The 25,873-nt window shown below is 67.5% G+C and carries 28 protein-coding genes and 1 pseudogene; 18 read left to right on the plus strand and 11 right to left on the minus strand.

Going from position 1 to position 25,873, the window contains the following annotated elements:
* Positions 1 to 23: 23 nt before the first annotated feature.
* From K2Y56_RS14305 to K2Y56_RS14315, 3 genes are all read left to right on the plus strand, one after another.
* Positions 24 to 272, plus strand: coding sequence for a GIY-YIG nuclease family protein (locus tag K2Y56_RS14305; protein ID WP_366848839.1), 249 nt, complete (start codon positions 24 to 26; stop codon positions 270 to 272).
* Positions 273 to 578: 306 nt separating this feature from the next.
* Entirely contained in the window at positions 579 to 2,252 is a 1,674-nt protein-coding gene (locus K2Y56_RS14310; RefSeq protein WP_292508590.1) for a formate--tetrahydrofolate ligase, read from the plus strand.
* A gap of 17 nt (positions 2,253 to 2,269) precedes the next feature.
* Positions 2,270 to 2,953, plus strand: a complete 684-nt coding sequence (locus K2Y56_RS14315; protein WP_292508593.1) for a spermidine synthase — start codon at positions 2,270 to 2,272, stop codon at positions 2,951 to 2,953.
* Positions 2,954 to 2,966: 13 nt separating this feature from the next.
* On the opposite strand, the gene K2Y56_RS14320 is transcribed toward K2Y56_RS14315, so the two are convergent.
* Positions 2,967 to 3,179 carry a hypothetical protein gene (locus K2Y56_RS14320; RefSeq protein ID WP_292508596.1) on the minus strand — a complete coding sequence of 71 codons (213 nt, stop codon included), beginning with the start codon at positions 3,177 to 3,179 and terminating at the stop codon, positions 2,967 to 2,969.
* Between the two features lie 107 nt (positions 3,180 to 3,286).
* The gene (locus K2Y56_RS14325) at positions 3,287 to 3,595 is read right to left on the minus strand and encodes a hypothetical protein (RefSeq protein WP_292508599.1); all 309 of its coding nucleotides are present in this window, start codon (positions 3,593 to 3,595) and stop codon (positions 3,287 to 3,289) included.
* 244 nt (positions 3,596 to 3,839) lie between these two features.
* On the opposite strand from K2Y56_RS14325, the gene zapE reads away from it, so the two are divergent.
* From zapE to K2Y56_RS14345, 4 genes are all read left to right on the plus strand, one after another.
* Positions 3,840 to 5,054 carry a cell division protein ZapE gene (zapE, locus tag K2Y56_RS14330; RefSeq protein WP_292508602.1) on the plus strand — a complete coding sequence of 405 codons (1,215 nt, stop codon included), beginning with the start codon at positions 3,840 to 3,842 and terminating at the stop codon, positions 5,052 to 5,054.
* A gap of 257 nt (positions 5,055 to 5,311) precedes the next feature.
* A complete protein-coding gene (locus K2Y56_RS14335; protein WP_292508605.1) occupies positions 5,312 to 5,791 on the plus strand; it encodes a (2Fe-2S)-binding protein in 480 nt (159 codons plus the stop codon).
* A complete protein-coding gene (locus tag K2Y56_RS14340; protein ID WP_292508608.1) occupies positions 5,788 to 8,154 on the plus strand; it encodes a xanthine dehydrogenase family protein molybdopterin-binding subunit in 2,367 nt (788 codons plus the stop codon). The genes K2Y56_RS14335 and K2Y56_RS14340 overlap by 4 nt, the downstream gene beginning before the upstream one ends.
* Positions 8,155 to 8,276: 122 nt before the next feature.
* Positions 8,277 to 8,642, plus strand: coding sequence for a hypothetical protein (locus K2Y56_RS14345; RefSeq protein WP_292508611.1), 366 nt, complete (start codon positions 8,277 to 8,279; stop codon positions 8,640 to 8,642).
* Positions 8,643 to 8,661: 19 nt separating this feature from the next.
* Here the strand turns inward: K2Y56_RS14345 and K2Y56_RS26485 are convergent, their stop codons facing one another.
* Both K2Y56_RS26485 and K2Y56_RS14350 read right to left on the minus strand, forming a co-directional pair.
* Entirely contained in the window at positions 8,662 to 8,880 is a 219-nt protein-coding gene (locus K2Y56_RS26485) for a hypothetical protein (protein ID WP_366848841.1), read from the minus strand.
* A gap of 593 nt (positions 8,881 to 9,473) precedes the next feature.
* Positions 9,474 to 10,934 carry a PAS domain-containing methyl-accepting chemotaxis protein gene (locus tag K2Y56_RS14350; RefSeq protein WP_292508614.1) on the minus strand — a complete coding sequence of 487 codons (1,461 nt, stop codon included), beginning with the start codon at positions 10,932 to 10,934 and terminating at the stop codon, positions 9,474 to 9,476.
* Positions 10,935 to 11,216: 282 nt separating this feature from the next.
* Here K2Y56_RS14350 and K2Y56_RS14355 point away from each other — a divergent pair, with 282 nt between their 5' ends.
* From K2Y56_RS14355 to K2Y56_RS14375, 5 genes are all read left to right on the plus strand, one after another.
* Complete coding sequence (locus K2Y56_RS14355; RefSeq protein WP_292508618.1) at positions 11,217 to 11,426, plus strand: hypothetical protein; 210 nt, start codon at positions 11,217 to 11,219, stop codon at positions 11,424 to 11,426.
* 325 nt (positions 11,427 to 11,751) lie between these two features.
* Positions 11,752 to 12,741, plus strand: coding sequence for a sulfate ABC transporter substrate-binding protein (locus K2Y56_RS14360; protein WP_292508662.1), 990 nt, complete (start codon positions 11,752 to 11,754; stop codon positions 12,739 to 12,741).
* A 55-nt stretch (positions 12,742 to 12,796) separates the two neighbouring features.
* Entirely contained in the window at positions 12,797 to 13,654 is an 858-nt protein-coding gene (gene cysT / locus K2Y56_RS14365) for a sulfate ABC transporter permease subunit CysT (protein ID WP_292508621.1), read from the plus strand.
* Complete coding sequence (gene cysW, locus K2Y56_RS14370; protein ID WP_292508624.1) at positions 13,647 to 14,549, plus strand: sulfate ABC transporter permease subunit CysW; 903 nt, start codon at positions 13,647 to 13,649, stop codon at positions 14,547 to 14,549. The genes cysT and cysW overlap by 8 nt, the downstream gene beginning before the upstream one ends.
* A 4-nt stretch (positions 14,550 to 14,553) precedes the next feature.
* Positions 14,554 to 15,600, plus strand: a complete 1,047-nt coding sequence (locus tag K2Y56_RS14375; protein WP_292508665.1) for a sulfate/molybdate ABC transporter ATP-binding protein — start codon at positions 14,554 to 14,556, stop codon at positions 15,598 to 15,600.
* A 10-nt stretch (positions 15,601 to 15,610) separates the two neighbouring features.
* Here the strand turns inward: K2Y56_RS14375 and K2Y56_RS14380 are convergent, their stop codons facing one another.
* A complete protein-coding gene (locus tag K2Y56_RS14380; RefSeq protein WP_292508627.1) occupies positions 15,611 to 16,939 on the minus strand; it encodes an aspartate aminotransferase family protein in 1,329 nt (442 codons plus the stop codon).
* Between the two features lie 5 nt (positions 16,940 to 16,944).
* Positions 16,945 to 17,166 (minus strand): heavy-metal-associated domain-containing protein, encoded by a 222-nt coding sequence (locus K2Y56_RS14385; RefSeq protein ID WP_292508630.1) that lies wholly within the window; start codon positions 17,164 to 17,166, stop codon positions 16,945 to 16,947.
* 206 nt (positions 17,167 to 17,372) lie between these two features.
* Here K2Y56_RS14385 and K2Y56_RS14390 point away from each other — a divergent pair, with 206 nt between their 5' ends.
* Both K2Y56_RS14390 and K2Y56_RS14395 read left to right on the plus strand, forming a co-directional pair.
* Entirely contained in the window at positions 17,373 to 18,866 is a 1,494-nt protein-coding gene (locus tag K2Y56_RS14390; RefSeq protein ID WP_366848834.1) for an EAL domain-containing protein, read from the plus strand.
* Between the two features lie 83 nt (positions 18,867 to 18,949).
* On the plus strand, positions 18,950 to 19,855 hold the full coding sequence (locus tag K2Y56_RS14395; protein WP_292508633.1) for a TIGR01459 family HAD-type hydrolase: 906 nt from the start codon (positions 18,950 to 18,952) through the stop codon (positions 19,853 to 19,855).
* Positions 19,856 to 19,861: 6 nt separating this feature from the next.
* On the opposite strand, the gene K2Y56_RS14400 is transcribed toward K2Y56_RS14395, so the two are convergent.
* The gene (locus tag K2Y56_RS14400; RefSeq protein WP_292508635.1) at positions 19,862 to 20,395 is read right to left on the minus strand and encodes a protein phosphatase CheZ; all 534 of its coding nucleotides are present in this window, start codon (positions 20,393 to 20,395) and stop codon (positions 19,862 to 19,864) included.
* A gap of 78 nt (positions 20,396 to 20,473) precedes the next feature.
* The gene (locus K2Y56_RS14405; RefSeq protein ID WP_292508638.1) at positions 20,474 to 20,857 is read right to left on the minus strand and encodes a response regulator; all 384 of its coding nucleotides are present in this window, start codon (positions 20,855 to 20,857) and stop codon (positions 20,474 to 20,476) included.
* A 272-nt stretch (positions 20,858 to 21,129) separates the two neighbouring features.
* Between K2Y56_RS14405 and K2Y56_RS14410 the strand changes: the two genes are divergently transcribed.
* Positions 21,130 to 22,143, plus strand: coding sequence for a bifunctional riboflavin kinase/FAD synthetase (locus K2Y56_RS14410; protein WP_292508641.1), 1,014 nt, complete (start codon positions 21,130 to 21,132; stop codon positions 22,141 to 22,143).
* A 25-nt stretch (positions 22,144 to 22,168) separates the two neighbouring features.
* Here the strand turns inward: K2Y56_RS14410 and K2Y56_RS14415 are convergent, their stop codons facing one another.
* Both K2Y56_RS14415 and K2Y56_RS14420 read right to left on the minus strand, forming a co-directional pair.
* Complete coding sequence (locus K2Y56_RS14415) at positions 22,169 to 23,332, minus strand: MFS transporter (protein ID WP_292508644.1); 1,164 nt, start codon at positions 23,330 to 23,332, stop codon at positions 22,169 to 22,171.
* A 117-nt stretch (positions 23,333 to 23,449) separates the two neighbouring features.
* Positions 23,450 to 23,626 carry a hypothetical protein gene (locus tag K2Y56_RS14420; protein WP_292508647.1) on the minus strand — a complete coding sequence of 59 codons (177 nt, stop codon included), beginning with the start codon at positions 23,624 to 23,626 and terminating at the stop codon, positions 23,450 to 23,452.
* Between the two features lie 319 nt (positions 23,627 to 23,945).
* Here K2Y56_RS14420 and K2Y56_RS14425 point away from each other — a divergent pair, with 319 nt between their 5' ends.
* Genes K2Y56_RS14425 through K2Y56_RS14435 form a run of 3 tightly spaced genes read left to right on the plus strand, consistent with a single transcriptional unit; the run spans position 23,946 to position 25,360 of the window.
* A complete protein-coding gene (locus tag K2Y56_RS14425; protein WP_292508650.1) occupies positions 23,946 to 24,365 on the plus strand; it encodes a glyoxalase/bleomycin resistance/extradiol dioxygenase family protein in 420 nt (139 codons plus the stop codon).
* 27 nt (positions 24,366 to 24,392) lie between these two features.
* Positions 24,393 to 24,860 carry an SRPBCC family protein gene (locus K2Y56_RS14430; RefSeq protein WP_292508653.1) on the plus strand — a complete coding sequence of 156 codons (468 nt, stop codon included), beginning with the start codon at positions 24,393 to 24,395 and terminating at the stop codon, positions 24,858 to 24,860.
* Between the two features lie 23 nt (positions 24,861 to 24,883).
* Positions 24,884 to 25,360: a VOC family protein gene (locus tag K2Y56_RS14435; protein WP_292508656.1), complete on the plus strand. Its 477-nt coding sequence runs from the start codon at positions 24,884 to 24,886 to the stop codon at positions 25,358 to 25,360.
* A gap of 14 nt (positions 25,361 to 25,374) precedes the next feature.
* Here the strand turns inward: K2Y56_RS14435 and K2Y56_RS14440 are convergent.
* A pseudogene (locus K2Y56_RS14440) lies at positions 25,375 to 25,873 on the minus strand (anti-sigma factor); the annotation flags it as partial.

A 25,873-nucleotide genomic window follows, 5' to 3' on the forward strand; every position in this document is an offset into this window, starting at 1 on the left:
CGGCAACCCACACCGAAATCCGGATTGATGATAGCACGTCTGATGCTACTTTCAACACTCAAATCCGGAAAGCCCATAAATCAAAGGACCGACCCGGCTTCACCGCGTCATACGGTGTCGGGCGCCTCGTCTGGTACGAGGAGTACGACAGGATCGACGAGGCGATCCAACGCGAGAAATCGCTCAAGAAGTGGCGACGCGATTGGAAGGTGCGCCTGATCGGGGAGATGAACCTCGAATGGATCGACCTTTATCCGAACCTTTCTGGGTGAGGCGGTGTCCTTCGATGTCCCGACCTGCGGCGTCTGAACGCCCACGACCTGAGCGTCTGGCTTCCGGGCTCGCCTGCGGCGCCCCGGAATGACGGAGGGCGGTGAAATATCCTCCGACGGTCATGTCATCCGATTGGACCTCCTCATTATGCCTTTCCGCATGAATTTTTGCGGGCGCTCTCAAAAAAATCCGATCCGCGAGGTGCTTGCACCGTCGCGTCCTTCGATGCGATCGGTCTAGGTTAGACGCAACCCAAGACGGCCGCACGGTTCAACGCCGGCGGGGATGGGATCCGGGAGAGACGCATGCCCTCAGACATCGAGATCGCCCGCGCGGCGACCCTGAAGCCCATCGCCGAGGTCGCGGCGCGGATCGGCATCCCCGACGAGGCTCTGCACAATTACGGCAAGACGATCGCCAAGATCGACCACGCCTTCATCAAGTCGCTGGAGGAGCGGCCCGAGGGCAAGCTCGTCCTCGTCACCGCGATCTCGCCGACGCCCGCCGGCGAGGGCAAGACCACGACGACGGTGGGCCTCAGCGACGGCCTCAACCGCATCGGCAAGAAGACGGTGGCGTGCCTGCGCGAACCTTCCCTCGGCCCCTGCTTCGGCATGAAGGGCGGAGCGGCCGGCGGCGGCAAGGCGCAGGTCGTGCCGATGGAGCAGATCAACCTGCACTTCACCGGCGACTTCCACGCCATCACGGCGGCCCACAGCCTGGCGGCCGCCCTCATCGACAATCACGTCTACTGGGCCAACGAGCTGAATATCGACGTGCGCCGCATCGCCTGGCGCCGGGTCGTGGACATGAACGACCGCTCCTTGCGCCAGATCACTTCGAGCCTGGGTGGCGTCGCCAACGGCTTCCCGCGCGAGGACGGGTTCGACATCACCGTCGCCTCGGAGGTGATGGCGGTGTTCTGCCTCGCCAAGGATCTCGATGACCTCGAAGCGCGCCTCGGCCGCATCGTCATCGCCGAGACCCGCGACCGCAAGCCCGTGACCCTGAAGGACGTTAAGGCGACGGGCGCCATGACCGTGCTCCTCAAGGACGCTCTGCAACCCAATCTGGTCCAGACGCTCGAAGGCAACCCGGCCCTCATCCATGGCGGCCCCTTCGCCAATATCGCCCATGGCTGCAACTCGGTGATCGCGACCCGCGCCGGCTTGAAGCTCGGCGACTACGTCGTCACGGAAGCCGGCTTCGGCGCCGATCTCGGGGCGGAGAAGTTCATCGATATCAAGTGCCGCCAGGCGGGCCTGAAGCCCTCGGCAGTGGTCATCGTCGCCACCGTGCGCGCCCTCAAAATGCATGGCGGCGTCGGCAAGAAGGACCTCTCGGGCGAGAACCTCGATGCGCTGGAGAAGGGCTTTGCCAACCTTGCCCGGCACGTGACCAACGTGCGTAGCTTCGGCCTGCCGGTCGTCGTCGGCGTCAACCACTTCTTCGCCGACACCGAGGCCGAGCACGCCAAGCTGAAGGAGCTCTGCCGCGACAAGCTCCAGGTCGAGGCCATCACCTGCAAGCATTGGGCGGATGGCGGTGCCGGCGCCGAGGAGCTCGCCCACGCGGTGGTCAAGCTCGCCGAGGGCGAGCAGAAGCCGCTGAACTTCGTCTACGAGACCGAGACCAAGCTCACCGACAAGATCCTCGCCATCGCGACCAAGCTCTACGGCGCGGGCAACATCCAGGTGGAATCGAAGGCCGCCGCCAAGCTCGCGCAGTTCGAGAAGGACGGCTACGGCCACCTGCCGGTCTGCATGGCCAAGACCCAGTACTCGTTCTCGACCGATCCGTCCCTGATGGGCGCGCCCTCGGGCCACCTCATCGCGGTGCGCGACGTCCGGCTCTCGGCCGGCGCCGGCTTCGTCGTCGTCATCTGCGGTGAGATCATGACGATGCCGGGCCTGCCCAAGGTGCCGGCCTCGGAGGGCATCCACCTCGATTCCAACGGCCAGATCGAGGGCCTGTTCTAGGCATCGGACTGTTTCACGTGAAACCCTGGATCGTCCTCGATACCGCCGCGATCCCGGGCAGCGACGAGGTCCTCCGCCTGTTGCAGCGGGGGACCGAATTCTCGATCCAGCTTGGCCATAACGAGCTGATGAGCAGCCGGCTCAGCGGCTCGGAGGAGGCGCTGGCGAATCTCGCCTGCCTTCGCGTCGGGAGCCGGCCGAAGGCGAGCCTCCTCGTCGGCGGCCTCGGCATGGGGTTCACGCTCAAAGCGGCCTTGGCTGCACTCAAGCCCGACGCACGGGTGGTGGTCGCCGAACTTGTACCCTCGGTCGTCGCTTGGGCGCGCGGGCCGCTGTCGGAGATCTGCGGGCCGGGACCGGACGATTCGCGCGTCACGATTCGCGAGGCGGATGTGGCGGCGGTGATTCGCGAGCGTGCGCTCGCCTATGACGCGATCCTGCTGGACGTCGACAATGGCCCCGACGGGCTGACACGGCCAGCCAATGACCGGCTCTACGATCACGCGGGCCTGGCGGCGGCCCAGAGCGCGCTACGTCCTGGCGGCGTCCTGGCGATCTGGTCGGCGGCGCCGGACCGGACGTTTACCGCGCGTCTGCGCCAGGCGGGATTCGCGGTCGAAGAGGTCGGTGTGCGCGCCAACGGCAAGGGCGGCGGCGCCCGCCACACGATCTGGCTTGCGATGAAGACGACGCGGCCCTGAAAGTCGCAGAGATTCAGGCGATGCGCTGGCGCTGTTCTTCTCGCCGGCGAAGGCGCGTGAGACCATAGACGGCCGCGAGGTTGCGGCGCGCCGCCTGGACCGGGGGCGCCCTGCGCTCGTCCTGCGCCGTCGCGATCAGGGTGAGGACGGCCTGCACCGACCGCTCGAGCCGCGCGACCTCGGCCGAATGGCCGAATGCCAGGGTTCCGTTATCGCTCGAATCCATCTGTCCGCCCCCTGCCGACCGGTTTTTCGGCCTCGTTGGGGAAAGGAGATGGGCGACGGGCTTGGCTGCAAGATGGCAGCTTGGCCGTAAGCCGGAATGGCCCGATCTCAGTCGCGGTTGTTGCCCTCGTTGAACTTGTCGCGGCAAAGGTAACCCACGAAGCATTTCGGATTGTCGAGGGTGAGCTCGAAAGCGGGCTTCGTCGTCTCGGCGATCGAGCAGAAGCCTGCGTCGCGCACGAAGCGGGCATAGGTGAACGGCCCGGTGGTGAGCACGATGGCGCCGCTGCGGGTCACGAGGTCGGCGGCGGCGGCGCAGGCCATGGCCGGCGTCGCGGGGCGGGGCTGGGCGACCGCGCCATGCGAGGCGGCGAAGGCGGCGAGGCTGCCGAGCGCGAAGCGAAGAGGTCCGATCACGCTTCATCTCCCGAGGGGCCATCGCGCGAGGAGGCTTGGCCGTTGGCGCCCTAGATAGGGCGGATACTGCCGCTGCGGCAACGGGCTTGATCCGGCCCGAGCGACGCGGCAGAGCAGGTGCCATCGGTGAGCGCCCGCACTTGTTATCGCCGCCCACGAACCCAAGCTGTGCCCGACGGCTCCTCTTCGACAGGATGCCTTCTCCGAGACGGCCGACGGTCGTCGCCGCCCGCGAGTGCCGACATTGAGCTCCTCACCCCGCCCGACCGGCGCCGATGCCCCGCCCGCCGGTCCGGTTGCCGCGCGTTATAGCGCTCTCGTCGCCTCCGGCGCGATCGAGCGCGATCCGGCGCAGATCCGCCTCGTCAAAGCCCTCGACGACCTCCTGCAGGTGCTGGACCGGCGACGACGCGCCCGCAAGGGCAGTGCCCTCGGCTGGCTGTTCGGGCGGCGGGACGACGCGGAGGGACCACCGAAGGGCCTCTACATCTGGGGTTCGGTCGGACGCGGCAAGACCATGCTGATGGACCTGTTCTACGAGGCCGCGTCAGGACCCAAGCGGCGTGTCCATTTCCACGGCTTCCTCGCCGACGCGCACGAGCGCATCCACGCCCATCGCCAGGCGCTCAAGCGCGGCGAGGTCAAGGGCGACGATCCCATCCCCGTGGTGGCCGAGGCGCTCGCGGGCGAGGCGACCCTCCTGTGCTTCGACGAATTCACCGTCACCGACATCGCCGACGCGATGATCCTCGGGCGCCTGTTCTCGGCCCTGTTCCGGCACGGTGTCGTGGTCGTGGCGACATCCAATGTCGAGCCGGATAGGCTCTATGAGGGCGGCCTCAACCGCGCGCTGTTCCTGCCCTTCATCGAGGAGCTGACGAGCCGGGTCACGGTTTTGCGCCTCGACAGCCGCACCGACTTCCGCCTCGAGAAACTCGGCGGCGCCTCGGTCTATCACGTGCCCGCCGACGATGCCGCGCGGGAGGCGCTGGACCGGGCCTTCAAGGGTCTGACAGGCAAGGCCAAGGGTCGGCCGGCGACGATCCGCGTGCGGGGCCATGAGATGGCGGTACCGGAGGAAGCCGCCGGCGTCGCCCGCTTCACCTTCGCGGATCTGTGCGCCCAGCCGCTCGGAGCCTCGGACTACATGGCGCTCGCCCGCAGCTTCCACACGCTCATCATCTCCGACATCCCCATCATGGGGCCGGAAAACCGCAACGAGGCCAAGCGCTTCATCACCCTCGTCGACACCCTCTATGATTCGCACGTCAAGCTGGTGGCGTCCGCTGCGGCCGAGGCGGACGGGCTCTACACCGCGAGCGAGGGCCGCGAGGCCTTCGAGTTCGACCGCACCGTCTCGCGCCTCATCGAGATGCGCTCGTCCGAATACCTCGCGCTGCCCAAAGGCCGAGGCGATTCGGAGTCCACTGGGGCGAGCACGGGTCTTGTCGAGACCTGAAGCGCATCTTGGCTGATCGGCTGGTGCGAAAGGTTACACTTCGGCCCAGCCTGCAGCTCCCGCGATGGTGCTCCTGTTGCACTGCGGCATCGTGCGGGTAGATTGAACCTATTCTCAGGAAGGGCGGTTCCCGCAGCGGGGATGCGTTCGCCGGCCGGGGCGTGATGCCCGGCCCGTCCGATGCCGCGCTCTCCGCCGCCTTGCGCCACGGGGCCGACGGCACTGCCTGACCGATCGATCGAGACAGGACGAGACCGATGATCAAACTGACCGTGAACGGAGCTGAGCGCAGCTTCGACGGCGAACCCGACATGCCGTTGCTCTGGTATCTCCGCGATGAAGTCGGGCTGACAGGCAGCAAGTTCGGCTGCGGCGCGGCACTCTGCGGTGTCTGTACCGTCCATCTGGGCGGAGCTGCCGTACGCAGCTGCGTCACGCCGATCTCGGCCGCCGAGGGCCAGGCTGTAGTGACGATCGAGGGGCTCTCCCCCGACGGCAATCACCCGGTCCAGGTCGCCTGGCGCGAGCTCGACGTCTCGCAATGCGGCTACTGCCAATGCGGGCAGATCATGCAGGCCGCCGCCCTCCTGAAAGAGACGCCCAAGCCCACCGACGCCCAGATCGACGAGAGCATGAGCGGCAACATCTGCCGCTGCGGCACCTACCCGCGCATCCGCGCCGCGATCCACCAGGCCGCCGGAACCACGAAGCCCGCTTCCAAGGGAGATCGCCTGTGATCCACGACGCGAAAACCATGGTCGCCGCGGCCGCCACCTCCCCCGATAGCCCCTCCGCGCTCTCTAATGTAAGCCGCCGCGCCATGCTCGGCGGCATGGGCACCCTCGTCCTCGCCCTCTCCTGGCGCGAGCCGGCGCGGGCCGAGGACAAGGCCACCGAGCCCAAGAAGTTCGGCGCCGACGCGATGCCCCACGGCTGGCAGGACGACCCGAAGGTGTTCATCGCCATCGCCCCCGACGGAGTGGTCACGGTGACCTGCCACCGCTCCGAGATGGGCCAGGGCGTGCGAACCTCCGTTGCCATGGTGGTCGCCGACGAGCTCGAGGCCGATTGGTCGAAGGTGAAGGTCGCCCAGGCTTGGGGCGACGAAACCCGGTTCGGCAACCAGGACACCGACGGATCGCGCTCCTTGCGCCACTTCTTCCCGCATCTGCGCCACGCTGGCGCTGCCGCGCGACTGATGTTGGTCCAGGCCGCCGCCAAGCAATGGGGCGTGCCGGCCTCCGAGGTGAAGGCCGAACGCCACGTCGTCACCCACGCCAAGTCGAAGCGCAGCCTCGGTTACGGCGAGATCGCCTCCGCGGCCGCCGAGCTCCCGGTGCCGTCACGCGAGAGCGTGACCCTCAAGGACCCGAAGGCCTTCCGATACATCGGCAAGACCGAGGGCCGTGCGGAAGCGGGTCAGGGTCAGGTCCATCTGATCGACAATCACGACATCACAACCGGCAAGGCCATATACGGCATCGATACCCGACTCGACGGGATGCTCTATGCCTTGATCGCGCGCCCGCCGGTCTTCGGTGGCAAAGTCGCCAGCGTCGATGACGCGGAGGCCAAGAAGGTGCCTGGGGTCGTGAAGATCTTCACGCTACCAGCCCCGACCCTGCCCACCGAGTTCCAGCCGCTGGGCGGCGTCGCCGTCATCGCCAAGAACACCTGGGCGGCGATGAAGGCGCGTGACGCCCTCAAGATCACCTGGGACGACGGGCCGAACGCGAGTTACGATTCGGTCGCCTTCCGGGCCGAGCTGGAGAAGGCAGCGCGCTCTCCCGGCAAGGTCGTGCGCAACCAGGGCGATGTCGAAGGCGCCTTCGCCAAGGCCAAGAAGAGGGTCGAGGCCGAGTATTTCGTACCCCACCTCGCCCAGGCTCCGATGGAGCCGCCGGCCGCAACGGTTCAGATCAAGGATGGGTTCTGCGAGGCCTGGGCCAACACCCAGGCGCCGCAGGCGACCCATGATCGGCTCGCCAAGGCGCTCGGCCTGGAGGCCGACAAGGTCAAGGTGAACGTGACGCTGCTCGGCGGCGGCTTCGGCCGCAAGTCGAAGCCCGATTACGTGGTCGAGGCCGCGCTCTGCAGCCGCGAGGTCGGCGGCGCCCCGGTCAAGATGACCTGGACCCGCGAGGACGATCTCCACAACGGCTACTTCCACACCATCTCGGTGGAGCACTTGGAGGCGGGGCTCGACGCAAAGGGCATGCCGGTGGCCTGGCTGCATCGCTCGGTCGCCCCGACGATCGGCTCGATCTTCGCGGCCGGCGCCAAGAACGAGCTGCCGTTCGAGCTCGGCATGGGCCTAACCAACATGCCCTTCGCGATCCCGAACGTGAGGCTCGAGAATCCGGAGGCCGACGCACATGTGAGGATCGGCTGGTTCCGTTCGGTGTCGAACATCCCGCATGCCTTCGCGATCCAGTCCTTCATCTCCGAGCTAGCCCACGCGGCGGGGCGGGACCCGAAGGATTATCTCCTCGATCTCATCGGCCCTGATCGGAAGATCGACCCGACGAGCATCGGCGACGTCTGGAATTACGGCGAAGACCCGGCTCGCTACCCGATCGAGACCGGGCGCCTGCGCCGGGCGATCGAAGCCGCAGCCAAGGGTATCGGCTGGGGACGCAGCTTGCCCAAGGGCCGTGGCCTCGGCATTGCCGGCCACTACAGCTTCGTCACCTACACGGCGGTGGCCGCTGAAGTGGAGGTCGACGCCAAGGGAACTGTATCGGTCAAGCGCGTCGACATCGCCGTCGATTGCGGGCCGCAGGTCAACCCCGAGCGGGTGCGCTCGCAGATGGAGGGCGCCGTGGTGATGGGCATGGGGCTCGCGCTCTCGGCCGAGATCACGTTCCAGAACGGGCGGGCGCAACAGAACAACTTCGACGGCTACGAGATCACCCGTATCGACGCAGCCCCAAGGGAACTGCACGTCCACCTTCTGCCGTCGAACGATTACGGCAAGCCGCTGGGCGGCGTCGGCGAGCCCGGCGTGCCGCCGGTGGCCCCTGCCATCGCCAACGCGGTCTTCGCGGCAACCGGGCGGCGGATCCGCCAATTGCCGATCCGCGACCAGCTCAGCGCCTGAGCCTCCGTCCTCCGCGTGCCGAATGCGCGGGGAAGACGAACCTTCTTGATGGTCAGGCGGTTAGCTGAACGGGGCCGGCTACACGAACGCGGCCCCGTCCAGCACTGTCGAGGACCAATTCCATGACACGATCAGCAAGCTTGGCCTGCGCCTTCGTATTCGGCCTTGCGGCACCGGCACCGGCATCGCCCTGCGGCGACGCTATCACCGCCCTCGACGGTCAGGTGAAGGCGCAGGCAAGGACTGCGATCTCGGCCTCGACCAGCGGCAAGGCTGCGGCCGGCGCTCGCGAGGGCGAAGGTGAGGCTGGCGGCGTCACCGGTTCTGCGGTGTCGGAGAAATCCGCGCAGGCCGGCGAGGGCGGCGACAAGGCGATGCAGGCAAGGGTCGCCCTCGACGAGGCCCGCACCGCCGACAAGAAAGGCGATCGAGCCGGCTGCGAGGCGGCGGTCGCGCGGGCTCGTGCCCAGCTCGCCACCGCACCGTGATTCAAGCTTGGCGCTGCCTTCAGGCGGCGGCCAGGGCGTGATTGTTGCCCCTGACTCCCGCGCAGAGGTCGTCTACTTCGGCGAGGTCGAGAGCCTCGCCAGTTCGCATCGCGATCTCGTCGATCAAGTGATCATGCCGCGGATCGAACGGATGGCCTTGTAATCGGTAGTATTGATAGTAGCGGAGCGCAGCGAGTATCGTGTCGCATTGTCGAGACGTCAATGTGATATTCTGCATCATACGACTCTTGTTTCTAAGTCATCATGAGATTTGCTCGAAAGCGGCTCCCCGATTCGGCGAGCTTAAGGGTCCAGTAACCCTGAGCCGGCGGCCAAGTCTATAACACGTGCTGGTGATCGAACTCTCGACTCGGTGGCAAGGCGCCTCCTGCCACGCTCAAGTCGTTGACCGGCTAAGGCTTCCTCGCCGGCATGCCGCGGCGGGATTTTTTTATGTCTCCGCCTCGGTAAAGCGCCTTGACAAGGACCAGAATGTGTCGGCCCCCAAGGCTTCTGTGGGCAACCGGGACGGCAGGACGACATTTCAGTTTAGGTTCACACGGCTGAGGTAGAGAGGCCTCGCCAGTGCCATTCGGCAGGGCGCGGCCCGATCCCGCCGCTCACCATCGCTCCCGATGCTCCCGCCATGATCGTGCTGACCCTCGTCGTCCTCGGCAACATTCTCCTCGCGGGAGCCTTCTCGCTGATCGCCCTGGTGGCGGACTGATTCGACGCTCGCTCATGACGGAGCGCTGGAGCTGAAACGACGCGAGCCCGGTCGACGCCCGCGTGGTACCGAATCGTCGCCGGCAGCGAATCAGAAGAGACAGCTCAGCCGGCTTTCAGGAACTTCGCGATGCTGCCGCTCAGGCCATCCGAATGGTCGGCGAGGCTGGCGGCGATGATGCGTACAGCCTCGGCGAGCTGCCCGGTCGAGTTGGCCGCTGCCGAGACGCCCGTGATGTTGTTGGACATCTCGTGGGTGGAGGCCGCCTGTTCCTCGACGGCGCTCGCCATGGCCAGCGTCAGGCTGGAGAGTTCGCCCACCGCATTGGTGATGGTCTCGATGGCGCCGACGGCCTCGCCGGTGGCGTTCTGGATCGCCGAGACCTGATGAGTAATCTCGTCGGTGGCCTTCGCCGTCTGGGCGGCCAGGGCCTTCACCTCGCTTGCGACGACCGCGAAGCCGCGGCCGGCCGCACCCGCGCGGGCCGCTTCGATGGTGGCATTGAGCGCGAGCAGGTTGGTCTGATCGGCGATCGACTTGATCATGCTCACGACCGCGTCAACCTTGCGGGCGTTCTCTGCCAGCAGCCGCACGGTGGCGTCGGTTGTGCCAGCCTGAGTCGCGATCTGCTGCGCCCGCTCCGAGACGCGGCCGACCTGACCTGAGATCTCGCGGATCGAATCGGTCATCTGCTCCGAGCCGGCCGCGACGGACGAGGCCCGGTGGCGAGCCTCGTCTGCCGATTGCGTGAGCCCCTCGGCCGATTGCTGCATCTCGCGAACCGCCGACCCGACCGCCTCGACGACCCGTGAGACGTCCGCCGCCATGTTCACCTGCGCGGTCACCACCGACCAGGTCAGCATCGGACCGATATAGGCGCCGTCCGGACCGTTGATCGCCGACACCTGAAGGTCGAGGGTTTCCGGCCCGAGCTTGATCTTGGTCCGGTGAGGCAGGTGGCGCGCATCCTTCAGCATGTCGCGCTGGTGATGCGGGTTCTTGTGGAACACGTCGATGGAGGCACCCATCATGTCGGCGACCTTGATCGGCATGTAGCGCTCGATCGCGCCGAGGGTGCTGCGCGACGTGGCGTTGAAATAGTCGATCTTGAAGTCGTTCTTCGGGTCGGCCGTCATGACGGCGACGGGCATGCCGTCGATCATCGTCTCCAGCCGCGCGGTCTCGTTCTTCTTGGCGGTGATGTCGCTGGCGAACTTGATCACGCGCTCGGGCTTGCCGTTCGCGCCGAGGATGGGGTTGTAGGTCGCCTCAAGCCAGACGGGCTTCCCACCCTTGCCGTAGCGCCTGAATTCGCCCGAAGCGTATTCGCCGCTGCGAAGGCCGCGCCAGAAGTTTTCGTAGACCGGTCCGCCAGCATAAGTGGGATCGCAGAAGATTTTATGGTTCTTACCTTTGATCTCGTCGAGGGTATAGCCGACGACGTTCAAGAAATTGCGGTTGGCGCTAACGATGATGCCGTCCATGGTGAACTCGATGATAGCAAGCGAGCGATCGAGTGCCGCGAGCTTTGCTTGGGCTTCATCGGTGTTTGGCTTCTTGAACATCACTTCCCCCGAGACCTCCATCACGATTTAGCGAGAAGAATTTAAATTATGATTAACAATAAGCTAATTCATCGGGCTTTGATTAAGGATTCTGTATGCGGCTTGTCTTGGAGAAGAGTGGCCAATCCTAGCTGTTCGGCCGGAGAAGAGCGCTGAATCGTACGCCTCTGGAGCGCTGCAGGCAGGGCTCACAGCCGGTCCTGGCTTGTCGGATCGGCAGACAAGTCAATAAAATAGGCACGTGGCGAATCGTGAACCGCCGGGTCCAGCGAGGACATGACGATGCTGTCGATCGATCGCGTGAGGGTGAGCGCACTCAGCCTCTTCGGAATGGTCATGGGAGCCGATCAGGATTCCGAAGCTGTGTCCGACTATTCCGGACCGGATCGGGACCACGGCGAGACGACGACGTCGGTCCCGTTCGCACCCCGAACCCCCTTGTTCGACGCCGTGGAAACCGCCTTGCGCGACGCGGGATATCTCGACTCCTGAATCGCACTCGTCCGAGAAAATCGTTCTTTCTATAGAACCCTTTCTGGTTAGACGAAAATTCTCCAGCGAGGCAAATGCGGAGCTGTGCGCTTCCATTTCTCTCGCGGTTATACCGCTTCAGCTGTGATTGCGTTTTCGGCGCAGGCGTACCTAGCACGATCGCATGGCTGACTGGCGTTGACATCGTTCGTTAGAAAGAACGATAAACCGGTCGGTAACGGCCGCTGCTCAATGCGGCCGGACAGCCGACCGACGGAGTATCGACGTGACCGACCGCCGCCAGCTATCCTTCTCTCGCTTGCGTGAACTCGCCGCCGGCGCCTGGATCGCAGCGGCCCTGTCCTCGGGCGCCTTCCCGTCGAGCGCCTTGGCGCAGACCGAGCTCCTCAACGTCTCCTACGATCCGACGCGCGAGCTCTACAAGGACATCAACGCCGCCTTCGCCGAGGAATGGAAGGCCAAGACCGGCGAGACCATCACGGTGCGCGCCTCGCATGGCGGCTCGGGCTCGCAGGCCCGTACCGTGATCGACGGCATCCCCGCCGACGTCGTGACGCTCGGCATCCCCTCCGACATCGACGCGATCGCCCGGATCTCGAAGAAGATCGATCCGGAATGGCGGACGAAGCTGCCCAATCAGGCGCTGCCCTATACCTCGACCGTGGTGTTCCTCGTCCGCAAGGGCAATCCGAAGGGAGTCAAGGATTGGGGCGACCTCGTGAAGCCCGACGTCAAGGTGATCACCCCGAACCCGAAGACCTCCGCGGGCGGACGCTGGAACTTCCTCGCCGCCTGGGGCTACGCCTACGAGAAGGAAGGCAAGAACGCCGACAAGGCCAATGCCTTCGTCGGCGAGCTCTACCGCCAGGTCCCGGTCCTCGACACCGGCGCGCGCGGCTCGACCGTGACCTTCGCGCAGCGGGGTCTCGGCGACGTGCTGCCGACCTGGGAGAACGAGGCCTATCTCGTTTTCGAGGAGTTCGGCCGGGACAAGTTCGACGTCGTGGTGCCCCTGACCTCGATCTATGCCGAGCCGCCGGTGGCCCTCGTCGAGGCCAATGTCGACAAGAAGGGCACCCGCAAGGCGGCCGAGGCCTACCTCCAGTTCCTCTATTCGGACAAGGCGCAGGCGCTCTTCGCCAAGCACCATTACCGCCCGAGCCGACCCGAGGCCGCCGACAAGAAGGACCTCGCCCTGCTCCCCGAGGTGAAACTCTTCAAGATCGAGGATCTTCAGGGCAACTGGGACGATATCCAGAAGAAGAACTTCGATAGCGGCGGGCTGTTCGACCAGCTGAGCAAGGCGGGGCGCTGAACCGAATCCTCCCCCATGCGGGGGAGGAAGAGGCTAACCTTCCGGGACCATCGCCATGGCCGAACCACCCCTCCGCCCCCGCAGGCGCTTCCGCCAGCCCAGCGTGATTCCCGGCTTCGGGCTCACCTTCGGCTATGCGCTGACGGTGCTCAGCCTCATCGTGCTGCTGCCGCTCGCCGCCTTGGTGCTGCGCGCCTCGAAGCTCGGCTTCTCGGGCATCTGGGAGGTCGCCACCGACCCGCGGGTGGCGAGCGCTCTCAAGGTCAGCTTCGGCGTCTCGCTGCTCGCGGCGCTCACGGCCTCGGTCTTCGGCTTCATCGTGGCCTGGGTGCTGACGCGCTACACCTTCCCCGGCCGCAAGATCGTCGACGCGGTGGTCGACCTGCCCTTCGCGCTGCCCACCGCCGTCGCCGGCATCGCGCTCGCCGCCCTCTACGCCCCGAACGGGCTCGTCGGCGAGCAGCTCGCCAAGCTCGGGATCGAGGCGGCCTACACGCCGCTCGGCATCTTCATCGCCATGGTGTTCATCGGCCTGCCCTTCGCGGTGCGGACGGTGCAGCCGCTCATCGTCGAGATCGACAAGGAGATCGAGGAGGCGTCCGCTACTCTCGGAGCAGGGCGGCTCCACACCCTCGTCCACGTGGTGCTGCCGCCGCTGATCCCGGCTGTGCTCACCGGCTTCGCCCTCGCCTTCGCGCGCGGCGTCGGCGAGTACGGCTCGATCATCTTCATCGCCGGCAACCTGCCCTACGTGTCGGAGATCGCGCCGCTCCTCATCGTCATCAAGCTCTCGGAATACGATTACGGCGGCGCCTGCGCCATCGCGACCATCATGCTCGGGATCTCGTTCCTGACCCTCCTCGCCATCAACCTGATCCAGGCCTGGAGCCGGCGGAGATTCGGTTATGTCTAGCGCCAGCGCCGTCGTCCCGCCGATCAAGAGCCCGCCGATCCAGTCCGACCGGGCCGCCAGCGTCGTCACCGAGGGCCGTATCGTCCGCTGGCTGCTGATCGGCGTCGCGATCGTCTTCCTGGCCTTGTTCCTGGTGCTGCCGCTCGTGACGGTGTTCGTCCAGGCCTTCGCCAAGGGCTGGGCGGCCTATCTCGCGGCCTTCACCGAGGCCGATGCGCGCTCCGCGGTCAGGCTCACGCTGATCACGGCGGCGATCGCCGTGCCGTTCAACCTCGTCTTCGGCGTGGCCGCGGCCTGGGCCATCGCCAAATTCGAGTTCCGGGGCAAGAACCTCCTCGTCACCCTCATCGACCTGCCGTTCTCGGTCTCGCCCGTGGTCTCGGGCCTGATCTACGTGCTGGTCTTCGGGGCGCAGGGGCTGCTCGGTCCCTGGCTCATCGCCCAGGACGTGCAGATCATCTTCGCGATCCCCGGCATCGTGCTGGCGACGATCTTCGTCACCTTCCCGTTCGTCGCAAGGCAGCTGATCCCGCTGATGCAGGAGCAGGGCACTGCCGAGGAGGAGGCCGCGTTGACCCTCGGAGCATCCGGCTGGCACGCCTTCCGGACGGTGACGCTGCCCAACATCCGCTGGGGCCTGCTCTACAGCGTGCTCCTCTGCAACGCCCGGGCGATGGGCGAATTCGGCGCGGTCTCGGTGGTCTCGGGCCACATCCGCGGCCTCACGAACACGCTGCCGCTCCACGTGGAGATCCTCTACAATGAGTATAACTTCGTTGCCGCTTTCGCCGTCGCCTCCCTCCTTGCCGGCCTCGCTCTTGTCACCCTCGTCGTCAAATCCCTCCTTGAATGGCGCTACGCCGACGACATCGCGGCGGGCGCACGGCGTCACTAACCCGATCGGGTCCTCGACCGCGATCCGGGTCGAGGGGCTGTCGAAGACCTTCGACACGGCCGCCGTCCTGCACGACCTCTCCCTCGATGTGCGGGCGGGCGAGCTGCTGGCGCTGCTCGGCCCTTCGGGCTCGGGCAAGACGACGCTCCTGCGCATCATCGCGGGCCTCGATTTTCCCGATCGCGGCCGCATCATCTTCGGCGGCGACGATGCGACCCAGGTGCCGGTCCAAGAGCGGGCCGTCGGCTTCGTGTTCCAGCATTATGCGCTCTTCAAGCACATGAGCGTGGCCGAGAACATCGCCTATGGGCTCAACGCCCGGAAGCGGTCCGACAGGCCGGCCAGGGCCGAGATCAGGCGCCGCGTCGGCGACCTCCTCGACCTCATCAAGCTTTCCGGATTCGCCGACCGCTATCCGAGCCAGCTCTCCGGCGGCCAGCGCCAGCGCATTGCCCTCGCCCGTGCGCTTGCCGTCGAGCCGCGGGTCCTCCTTCTCGACGAGCCCTTCGGGGCGCTGGACGCCCAGGTCCGCAAGGACCTGCGCCGCTGGCTTCGCGAGATCCACGACCGCACCGGCCAGACCACGATCTTCGTCACCCACGACCAGGACGAGGCTTTGGAACTCTCCGACCGCGTCGCCGTCCTCGACAAGGGCCGCCTCGAACAGGTCGGCACGCCGGACGAGGTCCAGGAGAACCCGGTCTCCGCCACCGTGCTGAAGTTCCTCGGCGACACCATCGAGGTCGAGGCCATCGCCCAGGACGGACAGGTCTCCGTCGACGGCAAGCTGACGCCGGTGGTCGGCAAACGAGGCCTGACCGGTCCGGTCAAGCTCTACGCCCGGCCCTGGCAGCTCCAGTTCGCCGAAAGCTCCGAGGCCCATCTCCACGGCACCGTGCGCTCCTCGTACCGGACGCAAGGGCGCCAGCGCATCGAGGTCGACCGCACCGAGGGCAAGACCGTGGTGGTGGAAGCCTCCGACACCGCCCGCCTTGCGGCCGGCCTGCCGGTCGGCCTGCGGATCGTCGGCGGGTACGTCTTCGCGGAATAGGGGTGGTGGCTCAGGCCACCGCCCGCACCACCTGCCCGAACTTGTCGACGATCTCGCCGATCTGGTCCTCGCTGACGATCAGCGGCGGGGTCAGCGCCAGGGTGTCGCCGGCGGCGCGCAGGACGATGTCGTGCTCCTCGAAGCCCCTCACCATCGCCTCGTAGGCCTTCGCGCCCGGCGCACCATGGCGGGGCGCGAGGTCGATGGCGGCGGCAAGGCCTACCGTGCGGATGTCGAGGACGCCCGGATGGTCCTTCAACGACATCACCGCCTCGCCGAAACCCGGCTCCAGCCGGCGGGCGCGGCCGAACAGGTCCTCGTCGCGATAGAGGTCGAGGGTGGCGAGCGCCGCCGCGCAGGCGAGGGGATGGCCCGAATAGGTGTAGCCGTGGAAGAGCTCGATCGTCCCGGGCGGTCCGGTCATCAGCGCCTCGTGGATGTGTTCGCGGGCGATCACGCCGCCCATCGGCACCGTGCCGGAATTCACGCCCTTGGCGAAGGTGATCATGTCGGGCGTCACGCCGTAGCGCTCGGCGGCGAAGGCGTGGCCGAGGCGGCCGAAGCCGGTGATGACCTCGTCGAAGATGAGGAGGATGCCGTGGGTATCGCAGATCGCGCGGAGCCGTTCGAGGTAGCCCTTGGGCGGCGGCAGCACGCCGGTGGAGCCCGCCATCGGCTCGACGATGACGGCGGCGATGGTCGAGGGATCGTGCAAAGCCACGATCCGTTCGAGGTCCCCGGCGAGATGCGCGCCCCATTCGGGCTCGCCGATCGTGAAGGCCTGGTGCTCGCGCGAATAGGTGTGGGGCAGGTGGTCGACGCCGGGCAGGCCGAGGCCGAAGGCACGGCGATTGGTGACGATGCCGCCCACCGAGATGCCGCCGAAGCCGACACCGTGATAGCCGCGCTCGCGCCCGATCAGCCGGGTGCGGCGGCCCTCGCCCTTGGCGCCCCAATAGGCGAGGGCGATCTTGAGGGCGGTGTCGACGGATTCGGAGCCCGAATTGCAGAAGAAGACGTGGTCGAGGTCGCCTGGCGCAAGGTGCGCCAGGCGCGAGGCCAGGGTGAAGGCGCCGTCATGGCCGAACTGGAAGGGCGGGGCGTAGTCGAGCGTTGCCGCCTGCGCCTGGATCGCGGCCGTGATCGCCTCGCGGCCATGTCCGGCATTGCAGCACCAGAGCCCCGCGATGCCGTCCAGGATCCGGCGGCCGTCGGCGCTGTCGTAATGCATGTCCTTGGCCCCCACGATCATCCGCGGAGCGGCCTTGAAGGCGCGGTTGGCGGTGAAGGGCATCCACCAGGCGTCGAGATCGTTGGTGACCGGCGGGACGGCGCGCATCGGGATCAGGCTTCCATCGTGGTGGCGGCATAGCCGGCCTGGGTGAGGGCTTCGGCGATCGTGTCGCCGCTCGCCCGGGTGGTCACGGCCACGCAGCCGTGGTCGCGGTCGACCGCGACGTCCGCTTCGGGGTCAAGGCGGCGGATCGCCTTTCCGACGGCGGCGGCGCAGCCGTCGCAGGTCATGCCCTCCACCCTCAGCATCAGGTCCGATCGCATTGCGTCCATCCGGCATCTCCCCGCCGTAGCTCCCGCGGAACTGCATGTCGCTTTGCCGGGGCGGCAATGCAAGTCGGACTTCGCAAGTCGGACTTCGCGAGCGGGACCGGCCGGATGCCAGTGGCCGAAAGGCGTGAACTGCCGGACACACCTAGCAAAAATCGGCCCAACGGGCATTGCGGTCGGCTTGTGGCCGGAGTGGACCGGCGACAAAGATGGTGATCCCCGATTCGGGGCTGTATTTCCGTCGTGCGTTCGAGGTTGAGCAATTCATGGCCCGGATCGTCGGCCGGCGCGGTGGCCTCTGGGCCTGGGTGCTGCTGGGGCTGCTCGTCCTGACGCCGCTGGCGGTCTTCGTCCCGCTTGGGGGCGCGTTCGCGCTCGCGGCGATCGGCGCGATCGCGAGCATCGTCGCCCACCGGCGCGCCGGCATCCTGGCCGAACGCTGCGACAAGCTCTCGGGCGAGATCGACGTCGTATCGAATCGATTGCTCCGCCTCGAGGCCGTGATCGGTTCTCTGGCACGCAACGACCAGTCGCGACTTCAGGCCGAGGCCCCCGCGGACACCGCCGCCCTCGCGGCAGGTGTCGAGGAGGTTAGCACCGAGATCGGGCTTCTCAGCGGCATCGTCCGCGAGCTCGCCGCCGTCGTGGCGGCGCAGGACGGCGATATCGCCCGGCTCAAGGCGGAACCCCGCCCGGCTCCGCCGCCGCCCTTCCGCGAGCCGCCTCCGATCGTCCGGGAGGCTCCCGAGATCGTCGTTCCGCCGCGTGCGCCGATGTCGGCTCCAGTCGCCGTCGCGCCGCCGATTCGTCCGCCCTGGATGCCTCGCGGGGACGCGGTCTCTCAAGGGAACGCGCGGAACGAGCCTCGCGCCGAAGAGAACCGGGCGCGCGAGACCGACATGATCGCCGCCTTCGAGGGCGAGGGTCTCGAGGTTCACCTCCAGCCTCTGGTCAGCCTGCCCCAGCGCAAGGTCGTGTCCTATGAGGCCATGGCACGGCTCCGTCTCGACGGCGAGATCCTTGGCCCCGACGTGTTCCTGCCCGTTCTTGAACGCCATGGCCGCACCACCGACCTCGACCGGCGGATGCTGCAGAAGGTCGCCACCATCGGCCGGCACCTTGCCGGGCGCGGCAGCAATGCCGCCGTAGCCTACGCTCTCTCGCCCTTCTCGCTGTTCGAGCCCGGTTTTCTGCGCTCCCTCGCTCGCATCGTGGGCGACGAGCCGGGCCTTGCCGGACGCCTCGTCGTCTCCCTGCCGCAGGCGAGCTGGCGCAGCCTCGATGGAGAGCAGGCCGGGGCACTCTCGGCCCTGCGCGGCCAGCTCGGCTTCACCCTCGACCGCCCGGTGGACCTCCGCTTCGATCCGATCGCATTGGCCGAGCGCGGCATCGGCCAGGTCAAGATTCCCGCCGACATGATCCTGCGCCCGGGCTCTCGCCAGGCCATGCCCGACATCGCTCTCGAAGACCTCGTCGCCTCCTTGAGCCGCGCCGGCATCCGCGTCGTCGCCGACCGGGTCGAGCGCGAGGCCGACGTGCCCGATCTCATCGATCTCGGCCTGCCCCTCGCTCAAGGGGCGCTGTTCGCACCGGCCCGCGCGGTGCGGGCCGAAGTGCTCGCGGCGATCGCAACCCCTGCTGCCACAGGCGAGCCTGCAACGCCGCGCCGCCCGTTCCGCGATTTCCTGCGGCGAGCCGGCTGAGGCGCGCCGTTGATTTCAAGCCGGGGGCAGCCTAACCGGGCGGCGCGCGGCCCAGCCGGGAGCCCGCCGAGCCAGGCCCAGCGATGTCATCCACTTCCTCCTTCGTGAGCGGAACCGTGCCGATCCTTTCAGGGATCGCCTGCATCGCCGCGAATTATGACCTCATCCTGTGTGATGTCTGGGGCGTGCTCCACGACGGCACGCGCGCCCATGGCGGCGCGGGCGAGGCGCTGATCCGCTTTCGCCGCCTGCCCGGCGAGGGCCGGCCGCGGCGGGTGATCCTGGTCTCGAACGCGCCGCGACCCTGGCCCGGCGTCCAGGCGATCCTCGACGGCTACGGCGTGCCGCGGGAGGCCTACGACGGGATCCTGACCTCGGGCGATCTCACCTGCAGCCTGCTGGCCCGGCATCCGGGTGCGCGCATCCACCATCTCGGGCCGGAGCGCGACCTCACCATCTTCGATGGCCTCGACATCAGGCTGGTCTCGGCGGAGGACGCCGAGATGGTCGTCTGCACGGGATTGTTCGACGATTCCCGCGAAACCACGGAGGATTACCGCGAGGTGCTGTCGGTTCTGCGCGCTCGCAAGATCCCGATGATCTGCGCCAACCCGGATCTCGTGGTCGAGCGCGACAAGGTCCTGATCCCCTGCGCCGGCCTCATCGCCTCAGCCTATGCGGAGATCGGCGGCGATGTGACCTATGCGGGCAAGCCCTACCGCCCGGTCTACGAGGCCGCCCTGGACCAGGCCGCCGCCCTCGATGGCCTGCCGCCCGCCCATGCCCGCGTGCTGGCGATCGGCGACGCCTTGCGCACCGATATCGACGGGGCAGCGCGGTTCGGCATCCCGAACCTTCTCGTCGCCCGCGGCATCCATGCTGAGGAGCTCGGGGTCTTGGCCGAGCACGACAGCCTCGGCGACATCGCCGATTGGCTCGCGCGCCAGAGCGTGCGGCCGGACGCCGTCATCGAGAAGCTGGTCTGGTAGCGGTCTTCAGTCGAAGAGGGCGTCGATGGCGTCCTGCGGGGTCGCCGGGCCCTTGAGCTGCGGCCCGTTGAGGATCAGCAGCTCGTCGCGCATCCGGCGCTCCATCTCGGCCGGGTCGATCCCGGCCTCGTCGCGCGCCTTCACGGCGGTCGCGAACCGCGAGAGACGGGTCTCGAGCTGGCGCAGGGCGTCCACCACCTTGCGAATGCGCTGGCCGGTGATGTCCTGGAAGGTGCAGGCCTCGAAGATGTCGTTCATCCGCGCCTCGACACCGGCACGGTAGTTCCTGTCGTCCGGCAGGCAGAGGATCTCCTCGGCCGCATTCATGATCGAGTTCGTCGCCGCGTTGGTCGCCTGGACCACGCTATCCAGCTCCTCGTGAGCCATGGGGAGGCGGTCGCGAGTGAGCTCATTGGCCCGAAGCGCCGCGATCTCGTTGCGGACGTGACTGATATAGTCCGCAATATCGACCAGTTCTCGGATCAGCGACGGCTTTTCGGGCGCGGGGGTTGCACTTCGCGCCTTGACTGCGAGTCCCATCGACCCCTGCTCCCGCCTTCTTGATCCCTGTCCGATGCCATCTGCCCGCCCCGAGGGATTGCCTCGGGCTTCGGGCGATCAGGCGCCGCAGACGGCTTCGATCTTGCTCTTGAGCGTCGCCGCATTGAAGGGCTTGACGATGTAGTTGTTCACGCCGGCCTTCTTGGCGGCGATGACGTTCTCGGTCTTCGACTCGGCGGTGACCATGATGAACGGGGTCGTGCGCAGGTTCTCGTCGGCGCGGACGTGGCGCAGGAGCTCGTAGCCGGTCATGGGCTCCATGTTCCAGTCGGAGATCACGAGGCCGTATTTGCGGTTCTTGAGGCGGGCGAGGGCCGCGGTGCCGTCGGAGGCGTCGTCGACCTCCTCGAAGCCGAGCTGCTTCAGGAGGTTGCGGATGATGCGGACCATCGTCTGATAATCGTCCACAACCAGGATCGGCATGCCGAGATCGAGGGCCATGATATGCTCTGCTCCGTCAGTTCGAGGGCCGGTGCGGCGCGCGCCCCGTCACGGGTTGTCACGGAGGCGCCGCGTCACGACGCCTCTTGTCCACGACAATACCGACGACTGAATTGCGAACCGGTTAACTGCCGCGGCTTCTCGAGAACCAAAACAGGGCGTTCAGACGGGGTTCGAAGCAAGTTGCCCGCCTGCAACGGTCGTGCTTGACCCTCGGGAGCGTTTTCGACAGGTTCCGCGCGAGCCGACCCCGCACACCCCGACCGGACCCGATGTTCCCTGGCGACGAAACGGACCTGCGCAAGCCCGCAGCCGATGCGCCGCGCCGCCCCTTCGCGATCGTCCGCGAAGACGAGGCCATGCCGGCGCCTTTGGCAGGCGCGGTGGCGGCGATCGGCAATTTCGACGGCATCCATCGAGGTCACCGGGCCCTCATCGCCGCGGTACGCGAGACGGCGGCGAAGGCCGGCCGTCCGGCCGTCGTGCTGACCTTCGAGCCTCATCCACGCGCGTATTTCCGTCCCGACGAGCCGATGTTCCGCCTCAGCGACCGCGTGGCGAAGGAGCGGGTCTTCGCCCAATTGGGCCTCAGCGGGCTCGTGGTGCGCCGTTTCGATGGCGACCTCGCCCGAACCAGCGCTGCGGAGTTCGTACACAATCTCCTCGCTCGTGACCTCGCGCTCTCGGGTGTCGTGATCGGCCATGACTTCCATTTCGGCCGCGGCCGCGAGGGCACCCCGGCGGTCCTGGCGCGGCTCTGCGCCGAGGCGGGTCTCGCCTGCCGCGTCATCGACGCGGTCACGATCCCCGACGAGTCCGAGCCGGTCTCGTCGAGCGCGATCCGCTCAGCGCTCGGCCAGGGCGACGTCGGCCGCGCCAACGCGCTGCTCGGCTATCGCTGGTTCCTGACCGCGGAGGTCCGCCACGGCGACAAGCGCGGCCGGACGCTAGGCTATCCCACCGCCAACATGGCGGTCGCCGAATGCGGGCTCGCCCACGGCATCTACGCGGTGAGGGCACGCCTCCCCGACGGTACGCTTCGCGACGGCGTCGCGAGCTACGGTCGCCGCCCGACCTTCGACGACGGCGCCCCGCTTCTCGAGGTCAACCTGTTCGACTTCTCCGGCGATCTCTACGGTCGCGACCTGACGGTGGAGCTCGTCGCCTTCATCCGCGGCGAGGAGCGCTTTGCCAGCGCCGAGGCGCTGATCGCCAGGATGGATATCGATGCCGCCGAGGCGAGGGCGCTGATCGCCGCCGACACCGTGCCATCGATGATCGGTTAGGACCGGGCTGCCCGATCGGACCCAGCTATCGCCCTCGCCACAGCGCCGCGATCAGGCCGAGATTGGCCAGGGCCAGGGCGAGCAGCAGCCACCACAGTGCATCGGGTCCGGCATGGGTGAGCACGATCGCGCCGCCAGGCGGCGCGAGAGCCTGGGCGACCAGACCGGGCCGGGCGAGGCGGCCGACTACCAGGGCGTAGCGGTCCTGCCCGAACAGGGTCAACGGCACCGTTCCCCGCGCGATCGAGTAGACGCCGTTGCCGGCGCCGTAGAGGACCAGCCAGATCCCGACGCCGGGCATGCCGCAGGCGAGGAAGGCCAGCCCGGCCGCCACGAGGCCGAACGCCGCCGTCAGCGTCCAGAGCGGGTGATGCCGGCCCTTGAGCGCCATCTCCACGACGCGCGCTCCCACCTGCGCCGGGCCGATCAGCGCGCCGTAGGTAACGGCCGAGGCCAGGGCGACGCCTCGCGCCTGAAGCAGCGTGATCAGGTGGACGGACACCAGCGACATGATCGCCCCGCCGAGCACCAGCACTCCGGCGAACAGAAGGAAAGCCCGCCGCTCTCCCGGTATCATAGGGCGGGCGATGTCCGTTCGTGTCTCGGTCGCCGCCGGCTGCGCGGGAGGCGAGGGGATCAGCAGAAGCACGAGGGGCAGCGTGACGGCGAGGTGCAGGCCGGCATAGGCGATACAGGTGCCCCGCCACCCGACCTGCTCAACCAGGAACGCCGAGAGCGGCCAGCACACGGTGCTGGCGAACCCGCCCCACAGCGTCAGAACGGTGATCGCCGGCCGCGCCTCCGCACCGTAGAGGCGTCCCAGGGTGGCGAAGGCCGGATCGTAGAGGCCGCAGCCCATGCCGAGGCCGAGCAGCAGCCAGCCGGCGAGGTAGACAGGCAGGATGGGCGCGAATGCCAGCGTCGTGAAGCCGGCGGCGAAGAGGAACGCCGCCAGGATGAGGATTGGCCGGCCGCCGCGGCGATGGATCGCCGCCCCGACATGGGGTGAGATCGCGGCGGCGGCGAGCAGGCCGAAGGCGAGGCCGCCCACCACCCAGGCAAGGGGCCAGCCGGTATCGTCGGCGATCGGGCCGGCGAGCACTGCGGGCAGGTAGAACGACGAGCCCCATGCGAGGATCTCGATCACCCCGAGGGCCGAGATTACCGGCCAACGCCTCTCGTGCCCCATGACGCTTATGGAGAGCCAAGCGGCGGCAGCGAAGAGCGAGCGGCGTCGGGTTCGAGCCTCATGCCGCTCGGCATCGCTCGTGGTCGAGGCGCGATACGATCACGGTGCCGCCACGCCTCACTTCACTACAGCGAAGAAGGCTTGGATCACCGTCGCGCCGCCGATCGGCGCAATGAACAGGAGCAATGCGTTCAAGGCGATGAGCCAGACGAGAACCCGTTCCTGACGCTCCGTAAGCCGGGGCCTGCGCGGCTGCGGCTCGCAAGGTGGCGTCCATCCTCCCTCGGCGTACATGGGCGTTCATGGCCTCGTCACAGTCGCCGCGATCCAGCGGCTTATCGAGCGGCTGTCATGCTTAATGCGGGGCGATGCGCCTCCGCAATGCCTCGCTGGCGGGTTCTCCGATCGGATCCCGTGCACGACATTTCCCACTGGGGTGCGACGGAGGATTGCAAGGACAGATCACGGGGCCTCCAAACACCCGTTCCGGTCGGCATTCCGAAACAGGGCCCCTTGGGTAAGATCGCGTCGCCGAATCGGCCGGGATCTGGCCGGTCATCACGACGCTGTCGGGCTCCAAGGCCTGAAGAGCCGGTGCTGAGGGGAGGAGACGATGAGCGACACGACTCAGACGAAGCCGGCCGCCGTTCCCGTGAAGGGAGGGCTCGTCGCCTATCTTACCGTCGACGGCGCGTCGACGGCGGCGGAATTCTACGCGGCCGCCTTCGGCGCCGAGACGGCGGCAGCGATGCCGCCCGACGAGCAGGGGCGGACGATGCACATCCACCTCTACGTCAACGGCTCGTCGATGATGCTGTCCGACGCCTTCCCGGACCACGGTCATCCGCTCCAGGCGCCGCAATCCTTCACCATGACCCTCATGGTCGACGACATCGAGACGTGGTGGGGACGGGCGGTCGAGGCGGGGGCGACGGCCCTGATGCCGCCCACCGACATGTTCTGGGGCGACCGCTACGCGCAGCTTCGCGATCCCTTCGGCGTCGTCTGGGCTCTCAATCAACGGACGCCCTGATCCCGCCTCTCCCACGAACGGACCGCCATGACCGACAGCACGCCCGAACGCGACCTCGTCCTCACCCGGATCATCCCGGCGCCGGCCTCCGTCCTCTACCGGGCCTGGACCGAGCCGGACCTCCTCAAGCGCTGGTTCGCCCCCAAGCCCTTCGTCCTCGCCGAGGTCGAGACCGAGCTTCGGCCCGGCGGCTCGACCCGGATGGTGATGCGAGGGCCGGACGGCGCGGAGTTCACGAGCGCTGGGATCTATCTCGAACTGGTGCAGGACGCCCGCATCGTCTTCACCGACGCCTATGTCCGGGCCTGGGAGCCGTCGGCGAAGCCGTTCTTCACCGGCATCATCACCTTCGAGGAGGCGCAAGGTGGCACTCGCTACACCGCCCTCGCGCGCCATTGGACGGCCGAGGACCGTGCGGGTCACGAGGCCATGGGGTTCCACCAAGGCTGGGGACTCTGCGCCGACCAACTCGCCGAGCTCGCGGCCACGCTCTGAATCGAAGCTCGGGAGAGACCGACATGGCAAAGGTCAGCACCTGCCTCTGGTTCGAGAGGGACATGGAAGCCGCCGTGCACCTCTACGTCTCGCTCGTGCCTGGATCGAGCATCGAGCACATCCAGCACTCGCCGGGCCCGTGGCCGGGCGGAGAGGCGGGTGACGTCATCCTCATGGTCTTCACCCTCGGCGGCCAGAGCTTCCAGGCGCTGAACGGCGGCACTCCGGCGGATTACGGCACGGCCGCATCGATCTCTGTGTCCTGCGCCGACCAGGCCGAGGTCGATCGGCTCTGGTCGGCCCTCACCGCCGATGGCGGGGCCGAGATCATGTGCGGCTGGTTACGCGACCGCTGGGGCGTGCCCTGGCAGATCGTCCCGGAGATCTTGCCGCGCCTTCTCGCCGATCCCGATCCGGCGGTCGCCTCACGCGCCTTCGCCGCCATGCAGGAAATGGTCAAGCTCGACATCGCCGCCCTGGAACGGGCCGCAGCCGGCTGACACGGGAGGCCGGCTCAGCGGGCTGCGCTCTCCGCTTTCGCCATGCGCAACGCAGCCTGCTCGATCCGGTCGGCTTTGTCGCCGCTGAGGAGATAAACCGAGCGCCCATGCGTCCAATAGGCGGTTCCGCCGTCACGTGAGGGGGTCACCACGAGGGGCTTGGCCTCGGGATCGGGGCTCTGGGTGGCGAACAGGGACAATTCGCCGAGCTCGCCTGCCTCGATCACCACCTCGATCCCCGCACCGCTGCGCGAGGGGAAGACCTGGACGTCGCGAACCTGCCAACCCGCGGGTATCGCCGGCAGCGAGATACCGGTCGCCGCCTCGATCCCCGCCTGATCGTAGCTCGGAGCGATCCGCTGGGAAGCGATGCGGGCACGGATGCGGGCGGCCTCACGCGCCTGCTGGGCATCGGCCACGAGGGCAGGATCCACGGTCGAGGCCAGGCTGTCGGCGATCCCGAAGCTGCCGATATCCGAATGGGCGAGCCAGCCGGCGCCCACCAGGATAACA

This window comes from Methylobacterium sp. (assembly GCF_019745455.1).
Classification (GTDB): Bacteria; Pseudomonadota; Alphaproteobacteria; order Rhizobiales; family Beijerinckiaceae; genus Methylobacterium.